The organism is Saliphagus sp. GCM10025334 (assembly GCF_042663485.1).
Classification (GTDB): Archaea; Halobacteriota; Halobacteria; order Halobacteriales; family Natrialbaceae; genus Natronosalvus.
Genome location: NZ_JBHTAF010000001.1, coordinates 1,572,287 through 1,594,884 on the forward strand (window position 1 = coordinate 1,572,287; position 22,598 = coordinate 1,594,884).

Annotated in this window: 21 protein-coding genes; 7 read left to right on the plus strand and 14 right to left on the minus strand. The window is 64.8% G+C overall.

Going from position 1 to position 22,598, the window contains the following annotated elements:
- Window positions 1-570: 570 nt before the first annotated feature.
- Window positions 571-1,209: a DUF2391 domain-containing protein gene (locus ACFQO4_RS07415; protein WP_500260273.1), complete on the minus strand. Its 639-nt coding sequence runs from the start codon at window positions 1,207-1,209 to the stop codon at window positions 571-573.
- Window positions 1,210-1,413: 204 nt separating this feature from the next.
- Window positions 1,414-3,288 carry a PAS domain-containing protein gene (locus ACFQO4_RS07420; RefSeq protein ID WP_500260274.1) on the minus strand — a complete coding sequence of 625 codons (1,875 nt, stop codon included), beginning with the start codon at window positions 3,286-3,288 and terminating at the stop codon, window positions 1,414-1,416.
- A 364-nt stretch (window positions 3,289-3,652) separates the two neighbouring features.
- Here ACFQO4_RS07420 and ACFQO4_RS07425 point away from each other — a divergent pair, with 364 nt between their 5' ends.
- Window positions 3,653-4,396, plus strand: a complete 744-nt coding sequence (locus ACFQO4_RS07425; RefSeq protein WP_254159080.1) for a DNA polymerase sliding clamp — start codon at window positions 3,653-3,655, stop codon at window positions 4,394-4,396.
- 36 nt (window positions 4,397-4,432) lie between these two features.
- Here the strand turns inward: ACFQO4_RS07425 and ACFQO4_RS07430 are convergent, their stop codons facing one another.
- From ACFQO4_RS07430 to ACFQO4_RS07445, 4 genes are all read right to left on the minus strand, one after another.
- Complete coding sequence (locus ACFQO4_RS07430; RefSeq protein WP_500260275.1) at window positions 4,433-5,140, minus strand: DUF2238 domain-containing protein; 708 nt, start codon at window positions 5,138-5,140, stop codon at window positions 4,433-4,435.
- Complete coding sequence (locus tag ACFQO4_RS07435) at window positions 5,133-5,747, minus strand: hypothetical protein (RefSeq protein WP_500260482.1); 615 nt, start codon at window positions 5,745-5,747, stop codon at window positions 5,133-5,135. Before ACFQO4_RS07435 ends, ACFQO4_RS07430 begins: the two co-directional genes overlap by 8 nt.
- Before the next feature lie 78 nt (window positions 5,748-5,825).
- Window positions 5,826-6,830, minus strand: a complete 1,005-nt coding sequence (locus ACFQO4_RS07440) for a metal-dependent hydrolase (RefSeq protein WP_500260276.1) — start codon at window positions 6,828-6,830, stop codon at window positions 5,826-5,828.
- Between the two features lie 183 nt (window positions 6,831-7,013).
- Window positions 7,014-9,149 (minus strand): S9 family peptidase, encoded by a 2,136-nt coding sequence (locus ACFQO4_RS07445; protein WP_500260277.1) that lies wholly within the window; start codon window positions 9,147-9,149, stop codon window positions 7,014-7,016.
- Between the two features lie 186 nt (window positions 9,150-9,335).
- Here ACFQO4_RS07445 and ACFQO4_RS07450 point away from each other — a divergent pair, with 186 nt between their 5' ends.
- The 4 genes from ACFQO4_RS07450 to ACFQO4_RS07465 are packed head-to-tail and all read left to right on the plus strand — an operon-like array spanning window position 9,336 to window position 14,694.
- Window positions 9,336-10,442 (plus strand): TAXI family TRAP transporter solute-binding subunit, encoded by a 1,107-nt coding sequence (locus tag ACFQO4_RS07450; protein WP_500260278.1) that lies wholly within the window; start codon window positions 9,336-9,338, stop codon window positions 10,440-10,442.
- Between the two features lie 22 nt (window positions 10,443-10,464).
- On the plus strand, window positions 10,465-11,070 hold the full coding sequence (locus tag ACFQO4_RS07455; RefSeq protein WP_500260279.1) for a DUF1850 domain-containing protein: 606 nt from the start codon (window positions 10,465-10,467) through the stop codon (window positions 11,068-11,070).
- 10 nt (window positions 11,071-11,080) lie between these two features.
- Window positions 11,081-13,780: a TRAP transporter permease gene (locus ACFQO4_RS07460; RefSeq protein WP_500260280.1), complete on the plus strand. Its 2,700-nt coding sequence runs from the start codon at window positions 11,081-11,083 to the stop codon at window positions 13,778-13,780.
- A gap of 56 nt (window positions 13,781-13,836) precedes the next feature.
- Window positions 13,837-14,694: a PH domain-containing protein gene (locus ACFQO4_RS07465; protein WP_500260281.1), complete on the plus strand. Its 858-nt coding sequence runs from the start codon at window positions 13,837-13,839 to the stop codon at window positions 14,692-14,694.
- Between the two features lie 24 nt (window positions 14,695-14,718).
- Here the strand turns inward: ACFQO4_RS07465 and ACFQO4_RS07470 are convergent, their stop codons facing one another.
- From ACFQO4_RS07470 to ACFQO4_RS07505, 8 genes are all read right to left on the minus strand, one after another.
- Window positions 14,719-15,327, minus strand: coding sequence for an IMPACT family protein (locus ACFQO4_RS07470; RefSeq protein WP_500260282.1), 609 nt, complete (start codon window positions 15,325-15,327; stop codon window positions 14,719-14,721).
- A gap of 4 nt (window positions 15,328-15,331) precedes the next feature.
- Window positions 15,332-15,739, minus strand: a complete 408-nt coding sequence (locus tag ACFQO4_RS07475) for a hypothetical protein (protein WP_500260283.1) — start codon at window positions 15,737-15,739, stop codon at window positions 15,332-15,334.
- Between the two features lie 49 nt (window positions 15,740-15,788).
- Window positions 15,789-16,085, minus strand: coding sequence for a helix-turn-helix domain-containing protein (locus tag ACFQO4_RS07480; protein ID WP_254159066.1), 297 nt, complete (start codon window positions 16,083-16,085; stop codon window positions 15,789-15,791).
- Window positions 16,086-16,327: 242 nt separating this feature from the next.
- Window positions 16,328-17,488 (minus strand): DUF5305 domain-containing protein, encoded by a 1,161-nt coding sequence (locus ACFQO4_RS07485; protein WP_500260284.1) that lies wholly within the window; start codon window positions 17,486-17,488, stop codon window positions 16,328-16,330.
- The gene (locus tag ACFQO4_RS07490) at window positions 17,485-17,625 is read right to left on the minus strand and encodes a hypothetical protein (RefSeq protein ID WP_500260285.1); all 141 of its coding nucleotides are present in this window, start codon (window positions 17,623-17,625) and stop codon (window positions 17,485-17,487) included. Before ACFQO4_RS07490 ends, ACFQO4_RS07485 begins: the two co-directional genes overlap by 4 nt.
- 52 nt (window positions 17,626-17,677) lie before the next feature.
- Entirely contained in the window at window positions 17,678-18,847 is a 1,170-nt protein-coding gene (locus tag ACFQO4_RS07495; RefSeq protein WP_500260286.1) for a S26 family signal peptidase, read from the minus strand.
- A gap of 96 nt (window positions 18,848-18,943) precedes the next feature.
- Window positions 18,944-20,068: a CARDB domain-containing protein gene (locus ACFQO4_RS07500; RefSeq protein ID WP_500260287.1), complete on the minus strand. Its 1,125-nt coding sequence runs from the start codon at window positions 20,066-20,068 to the stop codon at window positions 18,944-18,946.
- Between the two features lie 153 nt (window positions 20,069-20,221).
- Window positions 20,222-20,707: a hypothetical protein gene (locus ACFQO4_RS07505; protein ID WP_500260288.1), complete on the minus strand. Its 486-nt coding sequence runs from the start codon at window positions 20,705-20,707 to the stop codon at window positions 20,222-20,224.
- Window positions 20,708-20,981: 274 nt separating this feature from the next.
- On the opposite strand from ACFQO4_RS07505, the gene ACFQO4_RS07510 reads away from it, so the two are divergent.
- Window positions 20,982-21,572, plus strand: coding sequence for a DUF7344 domain-containing protein (locus ACFQO4_RS07510; protein WP_500260289.1), 591 nt, complete (start codon window positions 20,982-20,984; stop codon window positions 21,570-21,572).
- Complete coding sequence (locus ACFQO4_RS07515; RefSeq protein WP_500260290.1) at window positions 21,569-22,501, plus strand: hypothetical protein; 933 nt, start codon at window positions 21,569-21,571, stop codon at window positions 22,499-22,501. Before ACFQO4_RS07510 ends, ACFQO4_RS07515 begins: the two co-directional genes overlap by 4 nt.
- Window positions 22,502-22,598: the final 97 nt, after the last annotated feature.

Here is a 22,598-nt window from a genome sequence, read left to right on the forward strand (position 1 = left end):
CGAACGAGCTGAGAGCGGTCGGCGAGACCGTTGGCGATACGTCTGTTGGTTGCGAAGCGATGCGTGATCGGATGAGCCTGGACCGTACGCGGCCGGCTCGACGGATGACTGCATATACGTGCGTATGTTCGGTCAGTGCACTGCGGCTACAGGACGTAGCGAAACGAACCCGAATGCTGTAGCTATCGGGCCCGGATCGCGGCGGGCGGCGAAAGGGGATCAAACACCGGACGGCACGTGAGCCGACGAGTCATAGAACGGTTCGTCATACATATCGGCGATACGTCAAATAAATCTGCCGGTCCCCTCGACCTCGGTTTGCTTCCAGAAGGTCCGAACGGGACAAGCCGTTTCGCTCGAGGTGACCGGCACGAACACCGTCTGCGCTGCGGCAGTTTCGCTCCTCGAGCCACGTCGTCATCTCGTCGACGGCAACCACGGCGAAACTGCAGGCCGGCGGGAGACGGGTGCCTCTTCACGGCGACGGTGAGCCACGGGGGGGCGAAATCCAGGTCTCGAAGGAACGCGGGTTGTGATCGAGTGAGAGCCACGGAACGGAGGAGACGTCGATCAGAGGCGGTCGTTGATGTCCTCGTCCGTCGATTCCCCCGGAAGGATGTCACCCAGTGCGGCGCCGAACGCGGCGACCGTCCAGATCACCGTCACGCGACTCACCTGCTCCATCGTCGTCGGATTCCCCGCGGTGAGTTGCCCCCACATGAACAGCATCCCAGTGGACGCCAGAAGCGAAACGAGGAGGACTCCCGCGTACCGTCGCGGGATCACGCCGAGGATTGGCTTTCGAACCTCGACCTGCCTGAAGTCGGCGTAGTAGAGCAATCCCGCGGTCATCGCCAGGAGAAAGCCGAGATTGGCGACAAAAAACACGGGAACGCCGCCGAGGGTGACTGTCAGGAACCACTCCGCGATGGTGAAAACGCCGTCTTCGACGAGTAGTGGGAGCGCGAAGATGACGGACCCCACGAACGCCTGAGCGATGTCCTTCGTCGTGTACTTTGTGATCCGCTTCGTAAACGCCTCGCTTCCCGGCATTCGATTGACGAGCCTGATCGTCTCTTCGACTCGCCGACGTTCTTCAGGATCGTCAGCGGCGTCTTTCAACTCATCCAGTTTGTCCAGCAGATCCTCGAGATCCGGATCCGAAACGTCGTCACTCGAGGCACCGCTCGCGTGCGTATCGGCGGTCATCTATCCGAATGTGGATCGGTTGTCGACAAAAGTGTCGGTGTCTCTGGCCGGTCCAGCCCTGCGTAGTGAGCAACTCATCGAGGCCCGCGGCGGATTACAGTGGAGGACGTGGACGAAGACCCCGACGACGGCGACGTAGACGCCGAGGGTCTGGAGCGTGACGGACGGCGCTTACGGATCGGCATCCGAACACAGCACGCAGAATTACGGGTCAGATTCTGAACTCGAGAACTCGACGTCCAGAAAGTCGATCCGCGCGCCGCCTTCGTCGCTCTCGTCGATCGCACACGTCCACCCGTACACTTCCGCCAGTTCCCGAACGAACGCCAATCCTAGTCCGGTTCCGCCGTGTTCCTCGGCGGTCGTAAAGCCGGCCTCGAACGCAGTCTCCGGATCGTCCACCGAAAACCCCGATCCGTCGTCGGCGACGAAAAAGCCCTCCGGCGTTCGATCGACCTGGACGGTGACGTCCGGGCCACCGTGAAGGACAGCGTTTTCGAAGAGGTTTCTGAACAGGTGTTGGATGTACGTCTCGTCGCCCCTGATCTCGCCTTCGAGAGAGATGTGGGCCGTCGCGTCTGGAGCGTCCACCTCGCCCCAGGCGTCTCGTGCTGCGGTCGCGAGCGAGACCGGGTCCCGGTCGCCGACCGACGTTCGTCCGTGGGTCAGGACCAGCAGAACGTCGATCATGGTTTCGATGCGGTCGAACGCCTCGTCTACGTACTCCACCGCGTCCGAGTCCGCTTCGGCCGGCAACTGGTTCGCGTAGATCTGGCCGATCGCGACCGGATTGCGCAGTTCGTGGGCGATCATGCTGGCCAGACTCTCGAGGCGATCGTTGGATTGCTCGAGCTTTTCGATCGTCTCCTCGAGCTTACGTTCGCGTTCTTTGAGGGCGGTGACGTCTTTGGCAGTGCCGACGATCCTGTTCAGGTCGTCGTCGGCGGTGCGGACGCTGCCGCCCTGTGCGTGAACCCACCGAACCTCGCCGTCCGGCTGTACGACCCGGTACTCCTCGTCGTACGCTTCCTCCGGGAGGGCCGCGAACGCCTCGCGGACGCGCTCGCGGTCGTCGGGATGAATTGCCTCGAGGAACGACATAGGATCGTCGTACAGCGACTCCCGATCGCGCCCCCACACGTCCTCGTAGGCTGGGTTGATGTAGACGAACTCGGAGCCGTCCGCGCTGGCCATCCAGACGACCTCGTCGACGTTCTCCGCGAGGACTCTGAGTTTCGCCTCGCTCTCGCGGAGTTCACGCTGGGCCGCTCGACGCTCGGTGATGTCGATGAGAGCACCAGGAAATGTCGTGGGATTGCCCTCCTCGTCGGATTCGACGTGTCCGCGAGCGACGACCCACCGGAGTTCGCCGTCGGCGTTCCAGACGCGGTACTCTTCTTCGTACTCGCCACGGTCCTCGATAGCCGCTTCGATCGCGTTCTCGACTCGCTCGCGATCGTCCTCGTGGATCCCCGCAACGATGTCGTCGAGGGAGACTCCCTCCTGGACGGCGTCGGGGTCGGCGCCAAACTTCTCAGCGAACCAGGAACTCGTGGTGAACTCGTCTTCGGGGATGTTCCACTCCCACGTGCCGACGGCCCCGGCCTCGGTCGCGGCCTCGAGTTGCGATTTCGCGTCGTCGAGGAAGCGCTCGCGTTCTCGCTGTTCGGTCACGTCGCGAACGATTCCGACGATGCCCTCTACGGTGTCGTCCTCGACGATCGGGTTGACTCGCACTTCACACAACAGCTGGTTTCCGGAATCGGTCTCGACGGTACACTCGAGAAGGTCGCTCCGTGGGACAGATGGCGCCGCTATCCGGAGCCGTTCGATTTCTCGTTCGAGCGTCGACGCGCCCTCGTCGAAGAGCGTCGAGACGTGCTCGTCGCGGATGTCGGCACGGTCGCAACCGATCGTCTCGAGGAAGTCGTCGTCGCCGCCGACGACGTGGCCCTCGGCGTCGAGGTGAAACAGTCCGTCGTCGATCGCGTCCAGGATCGTTCGATACCGTCGCAGTGACGTGTCGACGTCTGTAGAGTCGAGAAAGGAATTTTCCGTTGTCAACCCACGCTCACCCATTCGTTCGTTATTGAGAGTTCTATCAGATAAACGTTCACCGTTGCCGTCTCGACGAGGCGTCACGACTTTCCCGTCTAGACGGTGCATCACGACCGGGCGTTCGACGACAGTTCACGGGATCGCCCCCCCCCCCCCCCCACTCCCTCGGGTCTCCTCGATTCGCAGGGTTCACCGATTCGTTTCTCGAGGACGCGAACTCGTAGAGACGCGATCGACGTGCGACTCGGGATCCGCCATGCGACTCGAAGTGCTGCCTATCGGAACACCGTCGACGGCCACGAGCAATGGACGCCAGGCGGTGGACGCGAACGGGGTCAGCGCCAAAGGGTGCCTTTTTGTACCGACCGTCCGTAGCCCGATCCATATGTTCAAGGCCATCGTGAGCGCGGAAACGCTCACCAGCGCGCTCGATTCGGTGAGCGTACTGGTCGACGAGTGCAAGATCCACCTCGAGGAAGAGGGGCTCTCAATCCGGGCCGTCGACCCCGCCAACGTCGGCATGGTCGACCTCTCGCTCGAGGCGGCCGCGTTCGAATCCTACGAGGCCGATGGCGGCCTAATCGGCGTCGACCTCTCCCGACTCGAGGACATCGCCGGCATGGCCGAATCCGGCCAGTTGATCCAGCTCGAACTCGACGAAGAGACTCGCAAACTCCACATCCAGATCGACGGCTTAGAGTACACCCTCGCGCTGATCGACCCCGACTCAATCCGCCAGGAGCCGGACATTCCGGATCTTGACCTGCCCGCCCGGGTCGTCCTCGAGGGCAAGGACGTCAACCGATCGGTCAAGGCGGCGGACATGGTCTCCGATCACATCGCGCTGGGCGTCGACGACGCCGAGGAGTTCTTCTACGTCAACGCCGAGGGCGACACCGACGATGTCCACCTCGAGTTGACCCAGGACGACCTCATCGACCTGCAGGTCGGGCCGGCGCACTCGCTGTTCTCGCTGGATTACCTGAAGGACATGAACAAGGCAATTCCGAGAGACACCGAGGTCACGCTGGACCTCGGCGAGGAGTTCCCCATCAAATGTTACTTCGGATTCGCGGAGGGACAGGGCCAGGTCACGTACATGCTGGCGCCGCGAATCCAGAGCGACTAATCGACTGATCGACTGATCGACTCGAGTCGACACCGTTCACTCCTTCTGTTCTTCCGTTTCCCCCCGCTCGAGGTGCTCGAGTCCCCCGGCTGATCGAGCCTCGAGTCGCTCACGGATCGCCCCGCTCACGTCGCCGAGGTAGGCCCCACCCCAGGTGGCGACGACGAGCGCCCCGATCGAGTTGAAGACGAAGTCGAGCATCGTATCCTCGAGGCCGTACTGGGTGAGCACGCGTGGCAGCCCCAGGGCCTCGGCGGTGAGAGCGATGGCGAACTCGAGGATCTCCCAGAGGACACCGAACGCGAGGACGAACAGCAGGATGAACAGCGCGATGAACCGGCCGGGGAAGTGGATCCCCTCGGCGTGCTCGTCGAGGGCACGGACGGTGGCGTAGCCCGCGGCGGCGACGACCGACGCCGAGAGCGCGTGGGTCATGTGGTCCCACCACCAAACCTGACTGTAGAGCGTGCTCGTGGCACCTGGCAGGCCGACAGTGCCGAAGGCGTGGAGGAAGACGGCGGTCGTGATCCACAGCGTGAGCCGCGGATCCATCGGGATTCCGTAGTCGCGCTCGAGGATCGGCGGCAGCTGGGTCACGGCGAGGGCCACCGCGGTATTGACGACGATGCCGCCGTTGCCGCGGTCGACGCCCACGAAGAGCATGCCGACGAGCGACAGTTCCATCAGGTACGAGAGCTGTCGCTGGCGCTCGGTCGAGAGTGTGAACGCGGCGAGGTCAATCATCGTCTACCCCCGGAAGGAGGTCCTCGAGGTCGGGGAGCGGGTCGATGCGGCCGAGGCGCCTGAAGTACAGTTCGAAGACGACGCCCGCGCCAAGTCCGGCGAGCGCGGAGAAGACGAACTCCCACATGACGGCGTCGTGGTCGGCCTCGAACGGGATGCCGAAGACGGTGGCGATCCCCCAGCGGAACACCGTCCAGAGGGCGGCGGCGGCCATCGTCGTGACGACGACGAAGACGACGGCGAAGGAGGCGGTCATCCGCACAGCGGTGAACGTCTGGAGCTCGACGGCCAGCACGAGCGCGACCGCGGCTACCGAGAGGTAGGAGGCGACGTGGCCCGTCAGGAGGTCGGCCCCCAGCACGATGCCGAGTGCCGGAGTCGCGGCGAGCAACAGCACCTCCCAGGGGAGCATGACCAGCGGTGATCGGAAGGCAATCGGCGGAAGGATGGCGAGCCCGACCAGGACCAGCGCGAACGTCGCCCACAGGAGTTCACGGGTCGCCAGCCCGCCGACCCCGATTCCCGCGAGGGCGACCACGATCGCCCAGCCGGCGACGGCGTTCGTCCGGTCGTCGCCGATCAGTTGCTCGAGTCGCGTTTGAGACACGGTCATTGATACCGATGGAATCGTTAAAAAGGAGAGGGCTCTCCGGAGGGAGTTCGATTCGATTTCGTCGAGATAGATCTACAGCGGGCCCACGAGCGCGTACACTGCCACGTAGGCCAGGAGCGCGACGGTCACGCCGGTCAGCGCTGTCACTACAATATCGAACACGCCCCTCGAGGTGCGCCAGCGCTGCGGAACGACTCCGTGAACCCCTGGCACGGTTCCCTCTCGGACGACGCCACAGAGCAGGCCGGCGCCCAGGATGGAGAAGACGAAGTGGTAGGACATGTCGAGCGTCGGGGGCGTACTGACCAGGGCGACGACGCCGTAGGCGGCCCCGGCGGCGGCGCGACGGTCCAGCGCCGCGAGAGGGTCTCGATCGGCCAGGCGCGCGTAGGTGAGCAGGGCGAGCCAGATGACGCCGAGTTCGATCGCGAACGCGCCGAGCAGGTTCAGCGTCGGGTCCGGGTGGAGGACGACGCGAGACTCGAGAGCGGGGGCGGCGAACGGGAACAGCCACTCGGGCGGTTCGCCGGTGAACAGGTCGCCCCACGGATGCGAGCACAGGCCCCAGAGCGCCGCGAGCGCGATCGTCGCCGGCGAGAAGGTGGTCGCTCGAGCGGTTCCGAGCGCGACGACGGCGCCGGTGATCGCGAAGAGGGCCATTACGAACGCCGCGACCGGACCGGACGCGGCGAATGCGACGACAACGAGCGCGGCGAGCAACCCAGCGGCGGCGGTGTGTGCAAGTCGAGCCCCCGTCGTACTCGACCTCGAGCGCGTGCGACGAATCGCGAGCAACCCGAACGCAGGCGCGGCGACGACGCCGACGACCAGCGAGTGGGTGGCCGAGCGGTGGACGCTTCGGCTGGCGTCCCAGAACGCCGTCGAGGCGCCCAGGGCGCCGTCGCCGAGGTTCCACTCGGCGAGGCCGACGAGCGCGTAGGCGACGTCGACGTCGGGGATCGTGGCGAAGAGGCCGGCGACGACCCCGATCGCCAGCGCGCGACGTGGCTCCCAGCCCCGCCACTCGGCGACGAGCGCCGCGACGGCGAACGCGAGGAGCGCGTGACCGACGAACACGATATATCGGATAGGGAACGCGTCGTCTTAAGCGACTCGCGTACTCTCGGTAGTCGGAAGTAGGTGCCGCGACGCAGGAACCAGGTAGCTCGAGGGAGTCTCGACGGCAGTGACAGACGGCTCGAGGTGCCGTGACGGCGGTGACAGGCGGCTTGAGGGCGACAAATCCGTAGCGATTCGATATCAGGCGCTCGTCTCCTCGTCGTTCTCGGCTGGCGTGTCGCCTCCGTTTTCGTTCGCGTCGCCCTCACCCTCGTTCGCGTCGCCCTCCTTGCTCGCCGTGAGCCCCTCGTTTGGGCCGCGCTCGAGCGCCGGCGACGCGTCGGTGTAGTCGCTGTAGCCGTCGAACCAGCGGACGATCCGCTCGAGGCGGTCGACGACATGGGCCGGCTCGCCCGAGCGGGAGAGTTCGTGGCCTTCGCGGGGGTACCGAACCATCCGGGTGTCGACGCCGTGTTTCTTCAGGCCGAGGTAGAACAGCTCGGCCGTGTTCGCTGGCGTGCGGTAGTCCTGGTCGGCGTGGATCAGGAGCGTCGGCGTGGTCACGTCCGGGACGTGAGCGACCGGGGAGTGCGCCCAGAGGTGCTCGGGGTCCTCCCAGGGCGTGACGCCGTAGTCACCCTCGACGAGCTTGAACGCGTCCGTCGAACCGTAGAAACTCGTGAAGTCGTAGACGCCGCGCTGGCTGACGGCGGCCCGGAAGCGGTCGGTCTGTCCGACCGTCCAGGCGGTCATGAACCCGCCGAAGCTACCGCCGGTGACGTACTGTTCGTCGGCGTCGACGTACTCGCGCTCACAGGCGAGGTCGGCCCCGGCCAGCACGTCGGTGAGCGTCACGTCGCCCCAGTCGCGTTCGATGGCGGCGGCGTGGGCCTCCCCGTACCCGGTCGATCCTCGGGGGTTCGACCAGAAGACGACGTAGCCAGCGGCGGCGAGGCTCTGGAACTCGTGCCACATCGTCCCGCTGGTGGTCCACCGGGCGTGGGGGCCGCCGTGGATCTCGACGACGAGCGGGTACGTTTCGTCAGGATCAAAATCCGGCGGCGTCAGGAGCCACCCCTGCACCGGCCCCTGGTCGCTCTCGTAACGCAATTCCTCGGGTTGAGCGACGGCTCGATTCTCGAGGTAATCGGCGTTGACGCGGGTCAGCCGGGTGATCTCGTTACCCCCGCGCGTGGACGCGAAGACGTCCCCCGGGTGGTCCCACTCGCTCTGGACGTAGGCGATGGCGTTTTCACCTACCGAGAAGCCCTCGAGTGTGACGCCATCGCCGTAGACTTTTACCGGGTCCTCGCTCCCGTCGCCGGGGGCCGACCAGAGCGCGCTTGCCCCCTCGTCCGGCGTGGCGAAGTAGAGGGTCTCCTGGTCGGGCCCCCACTCGATCCCGCCGTCGAAGCTCAGGGTGCGATCGATGGAGTCGGTCACGGTCGTCTCCGTTCCGGCCGTCCGGTCGTACACCTTCAGTTCGGTCTGACGAAGGGTAAACCCGTCTTTCGGCACCCACGGGTAGGCGACCCGGCCGTCGGTCGTCGCCGCGAGCATCGTCGCCCAGCCGATCGTTTCGGTTACCTGCTCGACCTCGCCCGTCTCGAGGTCGTGTGCGAGGATTTCGGACTCGATGGAGTCGTCGGGTTCCTCGCCGAGCTTTCGCGCGTAGTAGACCGTTTCGTCGTCGCCCCAGGTCGCCCCCGTGTGGTCGACGTCGCCGTCGGTGAGTCGCTCGAGGGCGTCGTTGTCGCCTGCCGTCTCGGTAACGGCCCCTTGCTCGAGCGCAGACTCGACGTCGAGCGTGTAGACGTGGTTGCGGCGGCCGTCAGCGTAGCGCTGGTGGGCCCGGTAGACGAGTCGGTCGATCACCCGCGGGTCGGGCGTCTCCGGTTCGTAGTCCGGATCGACGGCGAAGTCGCGCCCCTCCGCGCGGTCGTCGGCCGTCGAGGCCTGCGTAAAGAGAACCCGAGAGCCGTCGGGATTCCACTCGAGGCCGGAGACACCACCGACGACGCTCGTGACCTGACGAGCCTCGCCGCCGTCGGTCGGGAGGAGCCAGAGCTGTGGCCGGTCGTCGTCGGCGCCGCGAGTGCTGACGAACGCGAGGTGTGACCCGTCGGGGCTCCAGCGCGGCTGACTGTCGACGCCCTCGCTGACGGTGAACTGGGTCGGCTCCTCGCCTCCCAGTGGAACGACGTAGATGGTCGCCTCGTAGGACTCGTCGTCCTTCGGTGCCTTCCGGACGAACGCGACGCGCTCGCCGTCGGGCGAGAGCTGGGGGTCGGCTACCTGGACGAGGTCGTGGTAGTCGGCGGGGTTGACCGTGTGCATAGTCCTCACTCCGGGCGGTCGCGAGTATACGTTTCGGTTCGTAGGAAACGCGGGCGTCAATGACGCTGTCACCAGCACATTACTGGGCGTTCAGCACGTCGTGAGTGTCCAACAATCAGTACTTTCAGTAGACGCAATCGGTTATGCTCGGCATAGTAATCAGCCGAAAACGCATAGACGGCCAGCATGGCGCGAAAGTTCAATCGACGCGACTTCATCGCAGTGACTGGTGCAACAGGAATTGCAGGTATCGCCGGGTGCATCGGTGAGGACGCCGAAGACCCCGGGAACGGCAATGGGAACGGCAACGGCGACGACAACGAAACGGAAGATGGGAACGGCAACGGCGACGACAACGAAACGGAAGACGGGAACGGCAACGGGAATGGAAACGGCGAGGACGAAGAAGACATCGGCGAGGCCGACCCCGACGAAGGCGGCGAGGTCCTCTCCTGGCACGCCGGCGGCACCGGCGGCACGTACTACCCGCTCTCCGGCGAGGTCAAGTCCATCGTCGAGGAGAACACGCCCCACGGCCTCCAGGTCCAGTCGACCGGCGCCAGCGTCGAGAACGTCGGCAGCCTCGCCCGCGAGGAGGCCGAGTTCGCGCTGATCCAGAACGACGTCGCCTACTTCGCGTTCAACGGGACTGGCATCGAGGAGTTCGAGGGCGAACCCGTCGAGAGCATTCGCGGGGTCGCGACGCTCTACCCCGAAACGATCCACATCCTCACCCAGGCCGACTCGGGGATCGAGTCCGTCGAGGACCTCGAGGGGGCGACGATCAACACCGGCGACGCCGGCAGTGGGACGCAGGTCAACGCGAACCAGATCCTCGAGTCGGCGGGCATCTCTGACTTCAGCGAGCAGAACACCGACTTCGCGACGGCGACCGACCAGATCCGTGACGGCGACGTCGACGCGGCCGTCATCGTCGGCGGGTGGCCCGTCGGCTCGGTCGAGGAACTCGCCTCCTCGAGCGACATCTCGCTCGTGTCCGTCGACGGCGACGTGCGCGAACAGGTCAAGGAAGACGCGGAGTGGATGGCCGACGACACCATCCCCGGTGGCACCTACGACGGCGTCGACGAGGACACCGAGACCGTCTCGGTCCAGGCGATGATCGCCACTCACGAAGGCGTTGACGAGGGCATCGTCGAGGAGGTAACGACCGCCATCTTCGACAATACGGACTCCTTTACGATCAAGGCCGACTTCATCAGCGCCGACACCGCCCAGGACGGGATGCCGATCGACCTCCATCCCGGCGCGTCCGCGTACTTCGGCGAGTAACGCGTCCACGACGCCTCTCACCGTGTTCACTGGTCACCGCCGTCGCCGAACGCTCGTCGGTATCGCCGTCGTCGTCGCCCTCGTCGTCGGGAGCGTCGCGGCCGCCTCGAGTCTCGATTCGGACCCCGAACGAACCCTCGTCGTTCGGGACGCCGACTCGGGCGAGACGCTCCTCGAGCGACCGGTCGAAGACGGCAAGCGGGTAACGCTGGCGTACACCCACAGCGTCGAGAAGACGCCGGTCGAGGACGTCTACGTCGTCGACGGCGATCAGTTGCGGATGACGGAGATGCGATTCAAGTCCCACGGGGCCGGACTCCCCGCAGACGAGTCGATGGAACGAATCGACGGCTGGTTCGTCGTCGAGCGAACCTCGACGTACAGTCAGCTGCGGGTCGCCCCCGGCTCCATCGCCGGTCACGAACTACTCGTCGGCGAGGATCGGTACGACCTCGTGACGATGTCGGACGGGCCGGTCGTCATCATCGTCGACGAGGACGAACCGGGAGCGCTCGAGGGACTGCTGGCGCTGTCGGCGTCAGAGATGTCACAGGACAGAATATTCGGCGGTGAACACCGCTCGAGCGGTACTGTCGAGACCCACATACCTATGGAACTCACCCACTGATACCGTACCAATGAGCGTCGACACCGGCGGGTCGGATGAATTGTCCGAAGCCGAACAGGAACAGATTCTCCAGGAGGTCGAACGACGCCGGACGCTCCAGGGCGGAGCCGCCGTTCTCGTCTCGCTAATCGGGATCACCTTCTCGGCCTTCCAGATGTGGATCGCCGCGAGATCCTACATCTTCGAGATTACCCTGCCGCTCTACGGTACGATCGATATCGGCTCCCTGCAACTTCTGCAGGTCGGTGCGATCCACGTCACGTTCGCGCTGGTGCTCGCGTTCTTGCTCTTTCCGGCCAGCCGGGGCGACGGTTTCGTCGCCCGGCGTCTCGGTCGTCTCGAGCCGGCCGCGAGAGGACAATTCGGCGACGAGCACCCGGTCACTCGAGGGGTCTCCCGGGCGGGCGATTTCGTCCGCTGGGCCGCCATCGATCCGCAGATGAACCGGGTGACCCCGCTCGACGGGCTCATGATCGTCCTCTCGTTGCTCCCCGTACACTATACCGTCACCAACTACGACGAGATTCAATCGATCGCCATCAGGCGATTCGACAATACGCAGGGCGTCGGGGACGTGCTCTGGTTCCTCGAGCCGGTCGTCACCGGAATAGCGGCGCTCGGAATACCCATCGATGAGGCCTCCTACGCGTTCTGGATGGGGGTTCTCGGACTCCTGCTCGTGCTCGAGGCGACCCGACGGACGCTCGGCTTCATCCTGATGAGCCTCGTCGGATCGTTCATCGTCTACGCGCGCTGGGGCTACCTCGTCCCGCGAGATTCCGTTATCGGAGCTCTCGCCATCCAGCCCGAGAACTGGGCAAATATCGTCTACAACCTGTGGTACACCGTCCAGGCGGGCGTCTTCAGCACGCCCGTCATCGTAAGCGTCCGGTACATCTACATCTTCATCCTCTTCGGCGCATTCCTCGAGATGAGCGGCGCCGGCAAGTGGTTCATCGACCTCGCCTACGCCCTCACCGGCACCCGACGGGGTGGTCCCGCGAAGGCGAGCGTCGTCTCGAGCGGCTTCATGGGGATGCTATCGGGGTCGTCCATCGCGAACACGGTCACGACGGGTGCGTTCACGATTCCGCTGATGAAACGGTCGGGCTACTCCCCCGAGTTCTCGGGGGCCGTCGAGTCCTCCTCGTCCTCTGGCGGCCAGATCCTCCCGCCCGTGATGGGGGCCGCGGCGTTCCTCATCGTCGAGTACACCGGCATCCCCTACGCGACCGTGATCATCGCCGCGACCTTACCTGCCCTCGCCTTCTTCTTCGGCATGTGGGTCATGGTGCACTTCGAGGCCGTCCAGCACCACATCGGCGGGCTACCTCGAGAAGAGTTGCCGGACGTCCGCTCGCGCCTGCGTTCCGGCTGGTTCTACCTGGTCCCAATCGTCCTCCTGCTCTACTTCCTCATCGGACTCGAACTCTCGATCAACCGCGCGGGCTGGTTCACCATCGTCTCGGTGATCGCCCTCATCGCGTTCGTCGCGGCCTACGACGAGCGCTCGCGCGTTCCCCTGGTCGGCACCATCGCCGCCCTCTTCACCCTGCAACTGCTCAGCTACGCCACCGTCGGCGGGAACTTCGTCGACGCCGTGCAGGTGCTGGCGGGACTCGAGGCCGCCGGGACGGGGCTGGGGCTCGAGGCGGCCGCGAACGGCGCGGCGAGCGGACTGGGAACCATCGTGATCCTCGTGAGCGCCGCCGTCATGCTCGCCAGGCCGGGAACGATCCCGACGCTGCTCGAACTCGACGACGCCGTCGACGAGTCGGCGGAGCGAGTGGCGTCGAAGATCCGTCGACCGCAACTCGCCCGGAACCGGGCCTACCGGTTCGGTGCGTTCGTCCTCAAGTCGATGGACTCGGGGGCGCGAACGGCGACGACGGTCGTGATCGCGGTCGCGGCTGCGGGTGTCATCCCGGGGGTCATCAGCGTCTCCGGCCTCGGCCCGAACCTGGCCGCGCTGATCGACGCCGTCAGCGGCGGCTCGCTGTTGATCTTGCTCGTCCTGACGGGCATCGCCTCCATCATCTTCGGGATGGGAATGCCGACGACGGCAATGTACATCATCCTGATCGCGATGCTCGGCGGGCCGATGGAACAAGCGGGGACCGCCCTGCTGGCTGCCCACCTGTTCGTGCTCTACTTCGGCCTGATGGCCGACGTGACGCCCCCGGTCGCCGTCGCCGCCTTCGCCGGGGCCGGCGTCGCGAAGGCCGACGAACTCGGGACGGCGTTGATCGCCTTCCTGCTCTCGCTCAACAAGATCCTCGTCCCATTCGCGTTCGTCTTCTCGCCGGGCATCCTGCTCCTGCGAGAACGCGGCGACGAGTGGACGATTCTCACCGCCGCCGATGTAGCCGACCTCGGCTTCTTCGTCCCCGATGTCGTCATCCCCATCCTCGGCATGTTCCTCGGCGTCTACGCCCTCGGGGTCACGATCATCGGCTACCAGTACACCGGCGTCGGCCGGGTCAAGCGAGCGCTGTACGCCATCGCCTCCATCTTCCTGATGGTCCCCGAGATTCCGCTCCTGGTTCTCGAGGGCACCCTCGAGGCGGTCGGCATTCCGGCGTACCTCGCCATCTTCGAGTTGACCGCCTCCCTGCGACTCATCGGCCTCGTCACACTCGTGGTACTCTCGACTCGAAACCGAACCCGCGGACGGACGACGGAGGCGACGGAGACGGCGAAGACGGCCTGATCGCCGAACGTCGGGCCGCCGTTGCATTCATATCCCTCTTCGGAGAATCGAATAACGTGTTATCGGATCGACAACAGTCCGCGCCCCGCCTCGAGCGCGCCGGCCTCGAGGTCCCCGATATCGGTTTCCGGTTCGGTTTCGGTGCGTACGTCGCCGCGATACTCACCGCCACGGTGACGGCGGCCGCCGTCCTCGCCGGCGTCACCGGCACAACCGTTCTCGCGCTCGCTCCTGGAACGGTTACCGTCGGTGTGATCGGCGGTGGCATTCTCGCCGGCCGATATCGTGGGCTGGCCGAACGACTCGGTCGCCGACGCCTGCCCGGCGTGCAGTGTTCGCTTCCCACCCTCCTGTTCGTCGGACTGGCGCTCGCCCCGTTCGCGATCGACGTCGGAACGAGCGTCGCCGCCGTCGCCATTATCGGCGCGATGGGAATCGTCCTGGCGGGCCTTCTCGTCGCCGCGATGGCCACCAATCGCTACGTCGACGCGGTCACGAGCGACGAACCCGCCGTCGCCTGGACGTGGGCCAAAGCCGGCGTGCTCCGGCGGGAACTGGTCATCGGCGTCGGCTTCCTGCTCGTCGGCCTCGGCTCGTTCTACAGCGGCGACCGCACCTTCGCCGTCCTCTGGGGCGGCTACGGCCTGTTCTGGCTCGTCGCCGGCTACTCGAGATCGCTCTTCGACGCCGATTCGGTGTCGACGCCCACCCTCGCGGCCCACGAGGCCGGGCTCGTCGTCGACCGCGGCCTCACGAAACGGCTGCTTCCCTGGGAGGCGATCACCGGCGTCGAGATTACCGCGGACGAACTTGTGATCGAACGGGACTGGCGCTCGCTCCGCTGTCGTCGGGACGCGATCGACGATTCCGAATCGGTCGCCGCGACGCTCGAGGGTCTTCGGACGGAACGATAACCGCGCTGGCGACCACCGAACACCTCACTCGAGACGCGCCCGCCCGCTCGTTGCACTGCGAATTCGGTCACGGAGAGCGTCGGCGTCGGCGATCGGCACTCGGACCTCGAAGCGTACGTCCGCTTCGTACTCCGCCTCGAACTCGAGCCCCTCGCTCTCGAGGATGCCACGAACGGTGCCCGAATCGTCGTACTCGAGGGTGATCGAAATGGTTTCGTGGGGCCGCTCCTCGATCACGCCCGCGGCGTCGACTGCCTCCTTGACCGCTCTGGAGTACGCCCGAACCAGGCCGCCGACGCCGAGGTTCGTCCCGCCGTAGTAGCGCGTGACGACGACCGCAACGTTCTCGAAGTCACGCTGGGTGAGCACGTTCAGCGCGGGTTTTCCGGCGGAGCCGCTCGGCTCGCCGTCGTCGCTCGCGTACTCCCGGAGCCGGCTATCAGCGTCGACTCTGACCCGGTAGGCCGGGACGTTGTGGGTCGCGTCGGCGTACTCCTCACGTACGTTCTCGATGAACGCCTCGGCCGACTCGAGGTCGTCGACGGGGCGAACGTGCCCGACGAACTCCGAGCCCCGGACGACGAAGCTCGCGGTCGCGGCCTCGGCGACGGTTCGGTAGGCCTCGGCGTCCATGGCGTTACCTCGAGCTGGCGTCGTCGGGACGGTAGAGGTCTGGGTTACGCCACCAGAAGAGAGCCCAGCCGGTGAGAAAGCCCACGAGCATGGCGAGCAGGTCCCGCAGGAACTGCGAGCCGATCAGGTCGATCGTCAGCGCGATGGCGATGCCGGCGCCTACGGCCGTTCCCACGACCAGGAAGCCGACGTCGCCGAAGATCTTCGCTCGTGACTGCTCCCAGTAGTACTGCCTGTCCGGGTCGTACCAGACGCCCACGTAGACCAGGACCGGCGCCATCACGGTGACGATAATGGCCATCCGCCAGTCGGTCGAGATTTGCAGGGCGATGCTGATCCCGTTGGCGACGACCGCAGCGACCATCAACCCGAGAAACAGCCACGCCCACTCCGGCAGCGTCTCCTTGTCCATGTCTCGAGTCGGTCACTCGAGGACGAATATTCTATCGACTCGCGACAGGTCACTCCGCACAGCAGGCATCCTTGCTGGCTGGCTCGCCGCTCCCGCCGTCGGCCGCGACTGGTTCGGCCTCCGTGATCCGGTAGAGACTCTGGCGCGCGTCCGCGAAGTAGATGTTCTCGTCGACGGTGCCGATGTCGCTGAGGCGCTCGAGGGCGTACCTGACCGTGCGCGCCGACAGCATCGACTCCTCGACGATCTGTTTCTGGGTCAACGGACCGTCGTACTCGAGGACTTTGTAGACCAGCTTCGCACTCGGTGGCAAATCCGTGATGTCCTCCCCGTCAGTCTCACTCATATTACGAATCGAAATGCTCCAGGAGTATAAAGTTGAGCCTTTCCCGATGACAGAACGGACGATTGATTCACGGATATATTTATGAATATTGGATATAGAACCTCGAGAAACGGGACATTCGCGACAATTTGACCGGTCAGTCAGTCGGCGTGACAGACTCGGGTGAGAACATAAACGAGCACACACGAAAGTACTCGACAGAGTACAGATATGCGCGACCGATCACCCGTGTGCGCGACCGATCACAGATTGTTCCAGGCGTCGTCGTCCTCGGGGTCCGGCAAGTCCTCGAACGGCGGCTTCGGTCCGCTATCGCCCGGTCGAGCCGCCGGTCCGTCGCCGTCACCGGGCGAGACCACGTCGCCCGGAGTCGGCCGCTCCTCGAGGTCGAAGTCCGGCCACGCCGTCTCCTCCCAGAGCCCGCGGTCGCTGTAGTAGTAGACGACGCCGTCGCTGACGACCGCGAACAGGCCGCGATTCCGGTCGTGGATCACGCGCTCGTTCGTGTCGATGGCGACGTCGACGACGTCCTCGAGCGTGTCGAGCGAGACGTGTTCGTCGCCGATCCACATCGGCAGCGAGCCCCGCGAGATCCACTCCGCGTAGCGATTCTCGTGAATCGCCTGCCGTGCTCGGTCGACGTCGACGTCGGAGCGGGAGTTGACGAACGCGGCCCCGCCGAACGAACCCACCGTGAGGATCAGGAGGGCGCCGATCAGCGCGGAACTGGGTGGGTCCGTCGTCTCGACGGTCTGGGTGACCGGATTCGGGTCCGACTCTTCGGGATGGTCCTCGAGATAGTAACTTCGCTCGGTGACGACGAACGGGGTCGAGGGGGCGTGCTCGCCGACGTGTGTTCCCGTATCGTAGCTCGTACGGACGATCAGCGAGAGGTCGACCGTACCGACCCCGTCGAGGCGAGTCCTGAGTTCCTCACGCCGGTCCTGGACCTCCCGGACGTCGACCGACGCTCTGGTGACGCCCTGCCCGTCCGTAATCGTCGGTTCCTCGGCCGCCAGCACGCGTTCTGACTCCCAGAACACCTCGTCGTTGCGCGAGGCCGCGTACCTGAGGACGATCTCGTGCTCGAGGCTCGTCTCGTCGCCCGGAACCGCCGTCTCGGCGACGATCTCGAGTTCCGGCGAGGCGTTGATCACGTACGCGGGGTTGTCCTCGAGCACGGTGCCCGCCTCCCAGAGACCGTCCTGGACGACCACGGCTTCCGTGCCGACCTGCGTCGAGACCGTCTGGCGATCGACTTCCTGGGTGGTCGTCGTCGTCGACGGGTTCGCGACGACCCAGCCGGTCGCGAGCAGGGCGATCGTGCCGATCACGAGCAACGTGATGAGGATCGGCCGGCCGGATCTGGCGATCAGCAGGTCGAGGCGCGGCGTGTTCGTCACGGTGCCCCCTCCTTCCCGTCGCTTCCGTCGCTTCCGTCGGTCCTGTCGGACCCCACCGCTGGCTGTGACTCGCCGTCGGCCAACCCCCCATCTAGCACAGTGGCGAAAGTCACGCGATACGATAGGTCGTCGTTCATCGACTATAACAGTAGTGGCCGTCGATCGACCGGTCGGAGAAGGTGATAACGGTCACAGCCACTTCTCGAGCAGGCGCTCGAGTCGCCTCGAGAGCGGGAGATGCGAGCCGGGCGTCCGAATCCGGAGGTCGCCGGTGCCGAAGAGGGCGAACACGAGACCGACGGCGACGGCGACGATCACGACGTTGACCGCGCCGATGGCCACGAACGGATGGAGATCGTGGAGCCAGACGAGCAGCGTCGGTGGCAAGACGAGAAGGTACCGGCTCTCGACGACGTCGCGGGTGTAGCTCCCCGTCGTCTCCGGCGCCGTCATCGAGAGCGCGACCTCGGCGGTGTCGCGACTGCTGACCGTCGCTGCCCGCGGCTCGGCGTCGACGGCGGGGTGTGGCGCGTCGAGCACGACGACGACCGGAACGTAGCCACTGTTGTCGATCGTTCGCGTGAGCGTCGTCGTCTCCCCGGGGGCGACGATCTGTGGGTCGTCGGTCGGCGAGTCGGTGCTCACGAGTTCGTACGCGGTTCCGCCTGCCGGGATCACCATCGCCGCGGTCGCGAACAGGGCGAGCACGACGACGACGGCCGACAGCGCCGACCAGAGGCCGATCACGTTCTCGCGGCTGGTTCGTCGCGCCGTCCGCCGTTCGGCCACGCCAACGCGCTCGAGTAGCAAGCCGACCCCGAGCAGGCCGACCCCGAGGGCCACCAGCAGGGCGCCGGTCCCCTCGGCGTCGAAGGCGGCCGTGATCCCGAGCGGCGCCGCCAGGAGACCGAAGACGGCCCCGACGAGTCCCTGGACGCTCATGATAACGGTTCCTAGATGCGGGACCCGGACGACCGACCCCCCGATCTGCCAGGCTTCGGCGACGATCTTCCCCTCGGTGACCGGTGGCTCGCCCCCGTCCTGGTCGGTGAACGGGTTGGCGTCGCCCCGCGTCACGTACCCCTCGTCGGTCTCGGCGACGATTCGATGGGTGGTGAGCCCACCTCCGTGTAACGTCTCGGCCTCGAAGACGACGACGTCGCCGGGTTCGGGCGCATCGGTCACCGCGCTCGGGACCGCGACGAACCCGTCGCCAGCAGAGAGCGTCGGCTCCATGCTCCCCGTCGCGACGTAGCCGAGTAGTATCGGCTGGCCCAGCACCTGACCGAGTACCAGCAGCACCACGACGAGGCCCACCAGCCCCATCGTGACCTGTTTGGCTATCGATGTCCCGTTCATCGTCGTCGCTCCCTCGAGTTCGCTCCTGGCACGGTCGTGTTTTCCCTGTCTCGCATTCGAATCGTCTTAACTGCTCGTCTCCGGTCGGTACTCATCTCACGTTCGCCGCCGCCGGACGACGAACCCGACGCCCAGCGCGATCGGGAGCGCGAGCGCCGCCGTCGACCGCGAGGGGAGCACGGCCGTGACGGCCGCAATCGCCGGCACGCCGGCGACCGTGACGGTACCCACATCCTCCCCCTCGAGCGCCAGCGCGTAGCGTCCGGGGTTGGCGAACGATCGCTCGAACTCGACCTGTCGCGTCTCGCCGGGTGCGAGTTCTACCCGCTCCGTCTCGACGACGAACCCACCGACGGCGAACTCGAGGGTTCGTACCCCCGTCGCGTTGCCCGTGTTCTCGACGGTCGCCGTGACCGACACGGACTCCCCGATTGCGACCTCGGTCCGGTCGAGGTCGACCCCCGTCACCGTCATATTCGGCGCCGGTTCGCCCGGTTTGGGTTCGGGTTCGGTGACCGTCACCGTGTGCGTCCGGCCGTCGATGCCAACCTCGTACGTCCCGGGTGCGTCCATCGTCCGCTCGAAGGAGACGGATCGATTCTCGCCGCCGAAGACGAACACCCGTTTCTGGCTGACGACGATATCGTCGACGGTTAGCCCGACCATCGTCGCCATCGACTGGGACCCGCCCCGGTAGATACCCGTGACCGTGATCGTCTCGCCGACGGTCACCTCGGTGTCCGAGACGATGACGCGCTCGAGCGTCGGCGGGTCGGGGTCGGTTTCGTCGTCATCGTCATCGTTGTACCGCACGTGGATCGTGAACGACTCCGTTCCTTCCCCCGCCTGGTGCGTGTCGATGGAGACGCCGACGGCAACCGTCTGGCCGGTGGCGGGCTCGAGCGGGGATCTCGCGGTTATCTCATCTCCAGGATCGCCGTTTCGGTAGAAGGTGACGCCGTCGGTGCCCGAGAGCCAGATGCGGTCGATGTTCTCGTCAGTCGCGCGTACGGTGAAGGCTTCATCGACCGTCGTCACCGCGTCGGCATTGAGCCGCTCGAAGTCGAGCTCGAGTTGGCCGTTTTCGGTCGAGGCGTAGGGGCTCGAAGCCTCGAATTCGATGGAAGAGGTTGTGTCGGCTGGCTCGAGGGAGACGGCGGCTGTTGGAACAGCCGAAAGAAGGGGAGCCACAATAAAGATGAGGAGGAGCTTTCGGTCCATCTGAAGGGTAGTAGCCAGGTGTGGTAGAGTGTCTATTTCGACGTTTTGAACAGGCCGTCTGAGCCTACGCGTTTTGGGCAACCCCAATGCCGTACTCGAATCCACTCGTCTGCGAGTAGCAGCCGGAGGGTAACTCCGTATTTGATGAGGTCCTTACTGTTGTATTGCTTCAATTGTAATTGTCGTATCAGCCGTGTTTTCGCCCGTATCGACGGCAATACCGATTTTAGCCGCCGTTTGGTCATCAATCGGACCGGTAGTGAGGGAGTTGCTATCCGTATCCGACGGACCTCCCGTCCCTTCGTAAAAGATCAGCCCCGAACCGGCGTCAGCATTGACCGTGATTTCGTACGACGGCGTTTCGGAGTGGCTTATTGTTAGAACCTCGTCGAAGCTCGTGATCGCGTTTTCGTTAAGCCCCGAGACATCGAAACTGATGGTAGTGCCGGAGGGGGTGGCAACGGCGCTATAACTATCGTCAATGCTGAGATTGAGCAGAGCAGCACCGTCACCTTCAGTCTGAATAGTCACGTCACGCGTCGCTTCCACTGTACTGAACGCACCCGTCGCGAGTGCGCCGCCGCCGCCAGCTACGATTGCACCCAGTCCGACAAGCACATTGCGTCTGTTGAGTCTCATGGTATCGTCTCCGTTCGATCCGCGCCGGCACCGTAGGCACCGGGTACCGACGTGATCATTACACCTCCCACTCGAGGCCACCCCCTTTGTATTAGGTCGCCAGAAGCGGTTCTGGGCCACCAATCGAGGCTTCAAGACGGGCTTGATCGGGCGAAATCGGCAGTTTGAGAGAGTGGTATGTGAGTCAAAGACACGCTTGTGTTAGATCTACACGCGACGGCAACAAACGTTATGTAGCCATAGTTCAGTAATTCTAGATAGATTTCGGGGGCTAATGTCGACGATTACCGAACAGGTAGGCGAGAACGACGCTGAAACGACTGAGAGCGGCGGGAACGCCGCCGGCCCCACCCGTGGCGAGATTTTCGACCTCCTGAGCAACCACCGCCGACGGTACGCCATCCACCACCTCAAGCAGACCGACGATCCCGTCGAACTCGGCGAGCTAGCCGAACGCGTCGCCGCCTGGGAACTTGAGAAAGATGTGCAGGGACTCACCTCGGCCGAGCGCAAGCGTGTGTACACGTCGCTTCAACAGACGCACTTGCCGGCGCTCAAGCGCGCGGGAATGGTCGAGTTCGATGCTCGAGCGATAGAACTCACCGAGGAAGCCGAGCAACTCGAGGTGTACCTGGACATCGTCCCCGGTGATTCGATTCCCTGGGGCGTCTACTACCTTGGCCTCTCGGCGGTCGCCGCCGCGGTGATGGCCGGCCTCTGGCTCGAGATTATCCCCACCGACACGGTTCCGACACTAGGGTGGGCGACGGCCGTCGTCAGTCTGTTTGCGGTGTCGGCGGTGGTGCACGTGCTCGAGAATCGGCGCAATCGCTTGGGCGAGGGGAAACGCCCGCCACAGCCATGAACGGGATCGGAAAACTCGCGGTTATGCTCGTGGTCGTCGGCGCAGTATTACTGGCCGGACCAGTCTTCGGGTTTACGACGATCAATGCCGACCGCGGGGTCTCCGTGGGTACGGCTTCGGATCCCGACGGATTGCTCGGCGTCATCGATAACTCGGGAAACAAAAGCGCGAACGTCAACCCCTCTACTAATCAGCGCGGCGAAGTCTTTTACCTTGACGACAACACTGGCGTGTTCGGCGTGAGCGACGTCGACGCCGACGTCGTCGGCTTCAAAGGTCAGGATACGAACCTCGAGGCGCAGGTCGAGACCGACGGCACCAGCGGTGACTACGTCGTCGTCGTGACGTGTGGAACGTCAAATCTCAAGGATCAGGGAACGCTCACCGTGCAACTGACGGCCTCCAGCAGCGTGACCGTCGAACTCGAGCGGACTACTGGCGCGGAAATCGACGTGAACTGTCGCGGTGGTGGCGGAAATAACGATCCGCCGGGGCTTGAGGTCACCAGCGTCGATTCCGTGCAGGGGGGCGTTGTCGAGTTTACGATCAACAACACCGGCGGTAAAATCGACATCACGGAAGTCTCGGTTACGAGGACATCGACGGCGGCGACCGAGATTTCGCGAGGGAATCAAGCCGGAGAAGTAATCGTCAATGGCGGAACCGGTAATACCGAAACGGCATCCGCTAGCCCCTGGGAGATCGGAGAGGAGACCGTCGAGTTTGGCAACGGAAACGGGAAACGAGTTACTCTCGAGACGGGGGATCTCGCCACCGTGACGATCGACGCATTCGTCGACGAGAGCGGCGAGGAGGTTTCGATGGACGACGCAGAGATTGATATGACGTTCTACGGCAAGAACGGCGAGTCCGATAGCGTAACCGTCACCATCTCCTGTGACGATGGATCGACGAACTGCGAGCCGTAATCCGGACTGACCGTCACTGTGGAAATAGAATTATATCGGGTGTACGGTTGCGCTCGCCCATGCTAGGGCTTTCCGGACAATGCGAACGGCTTTTGAA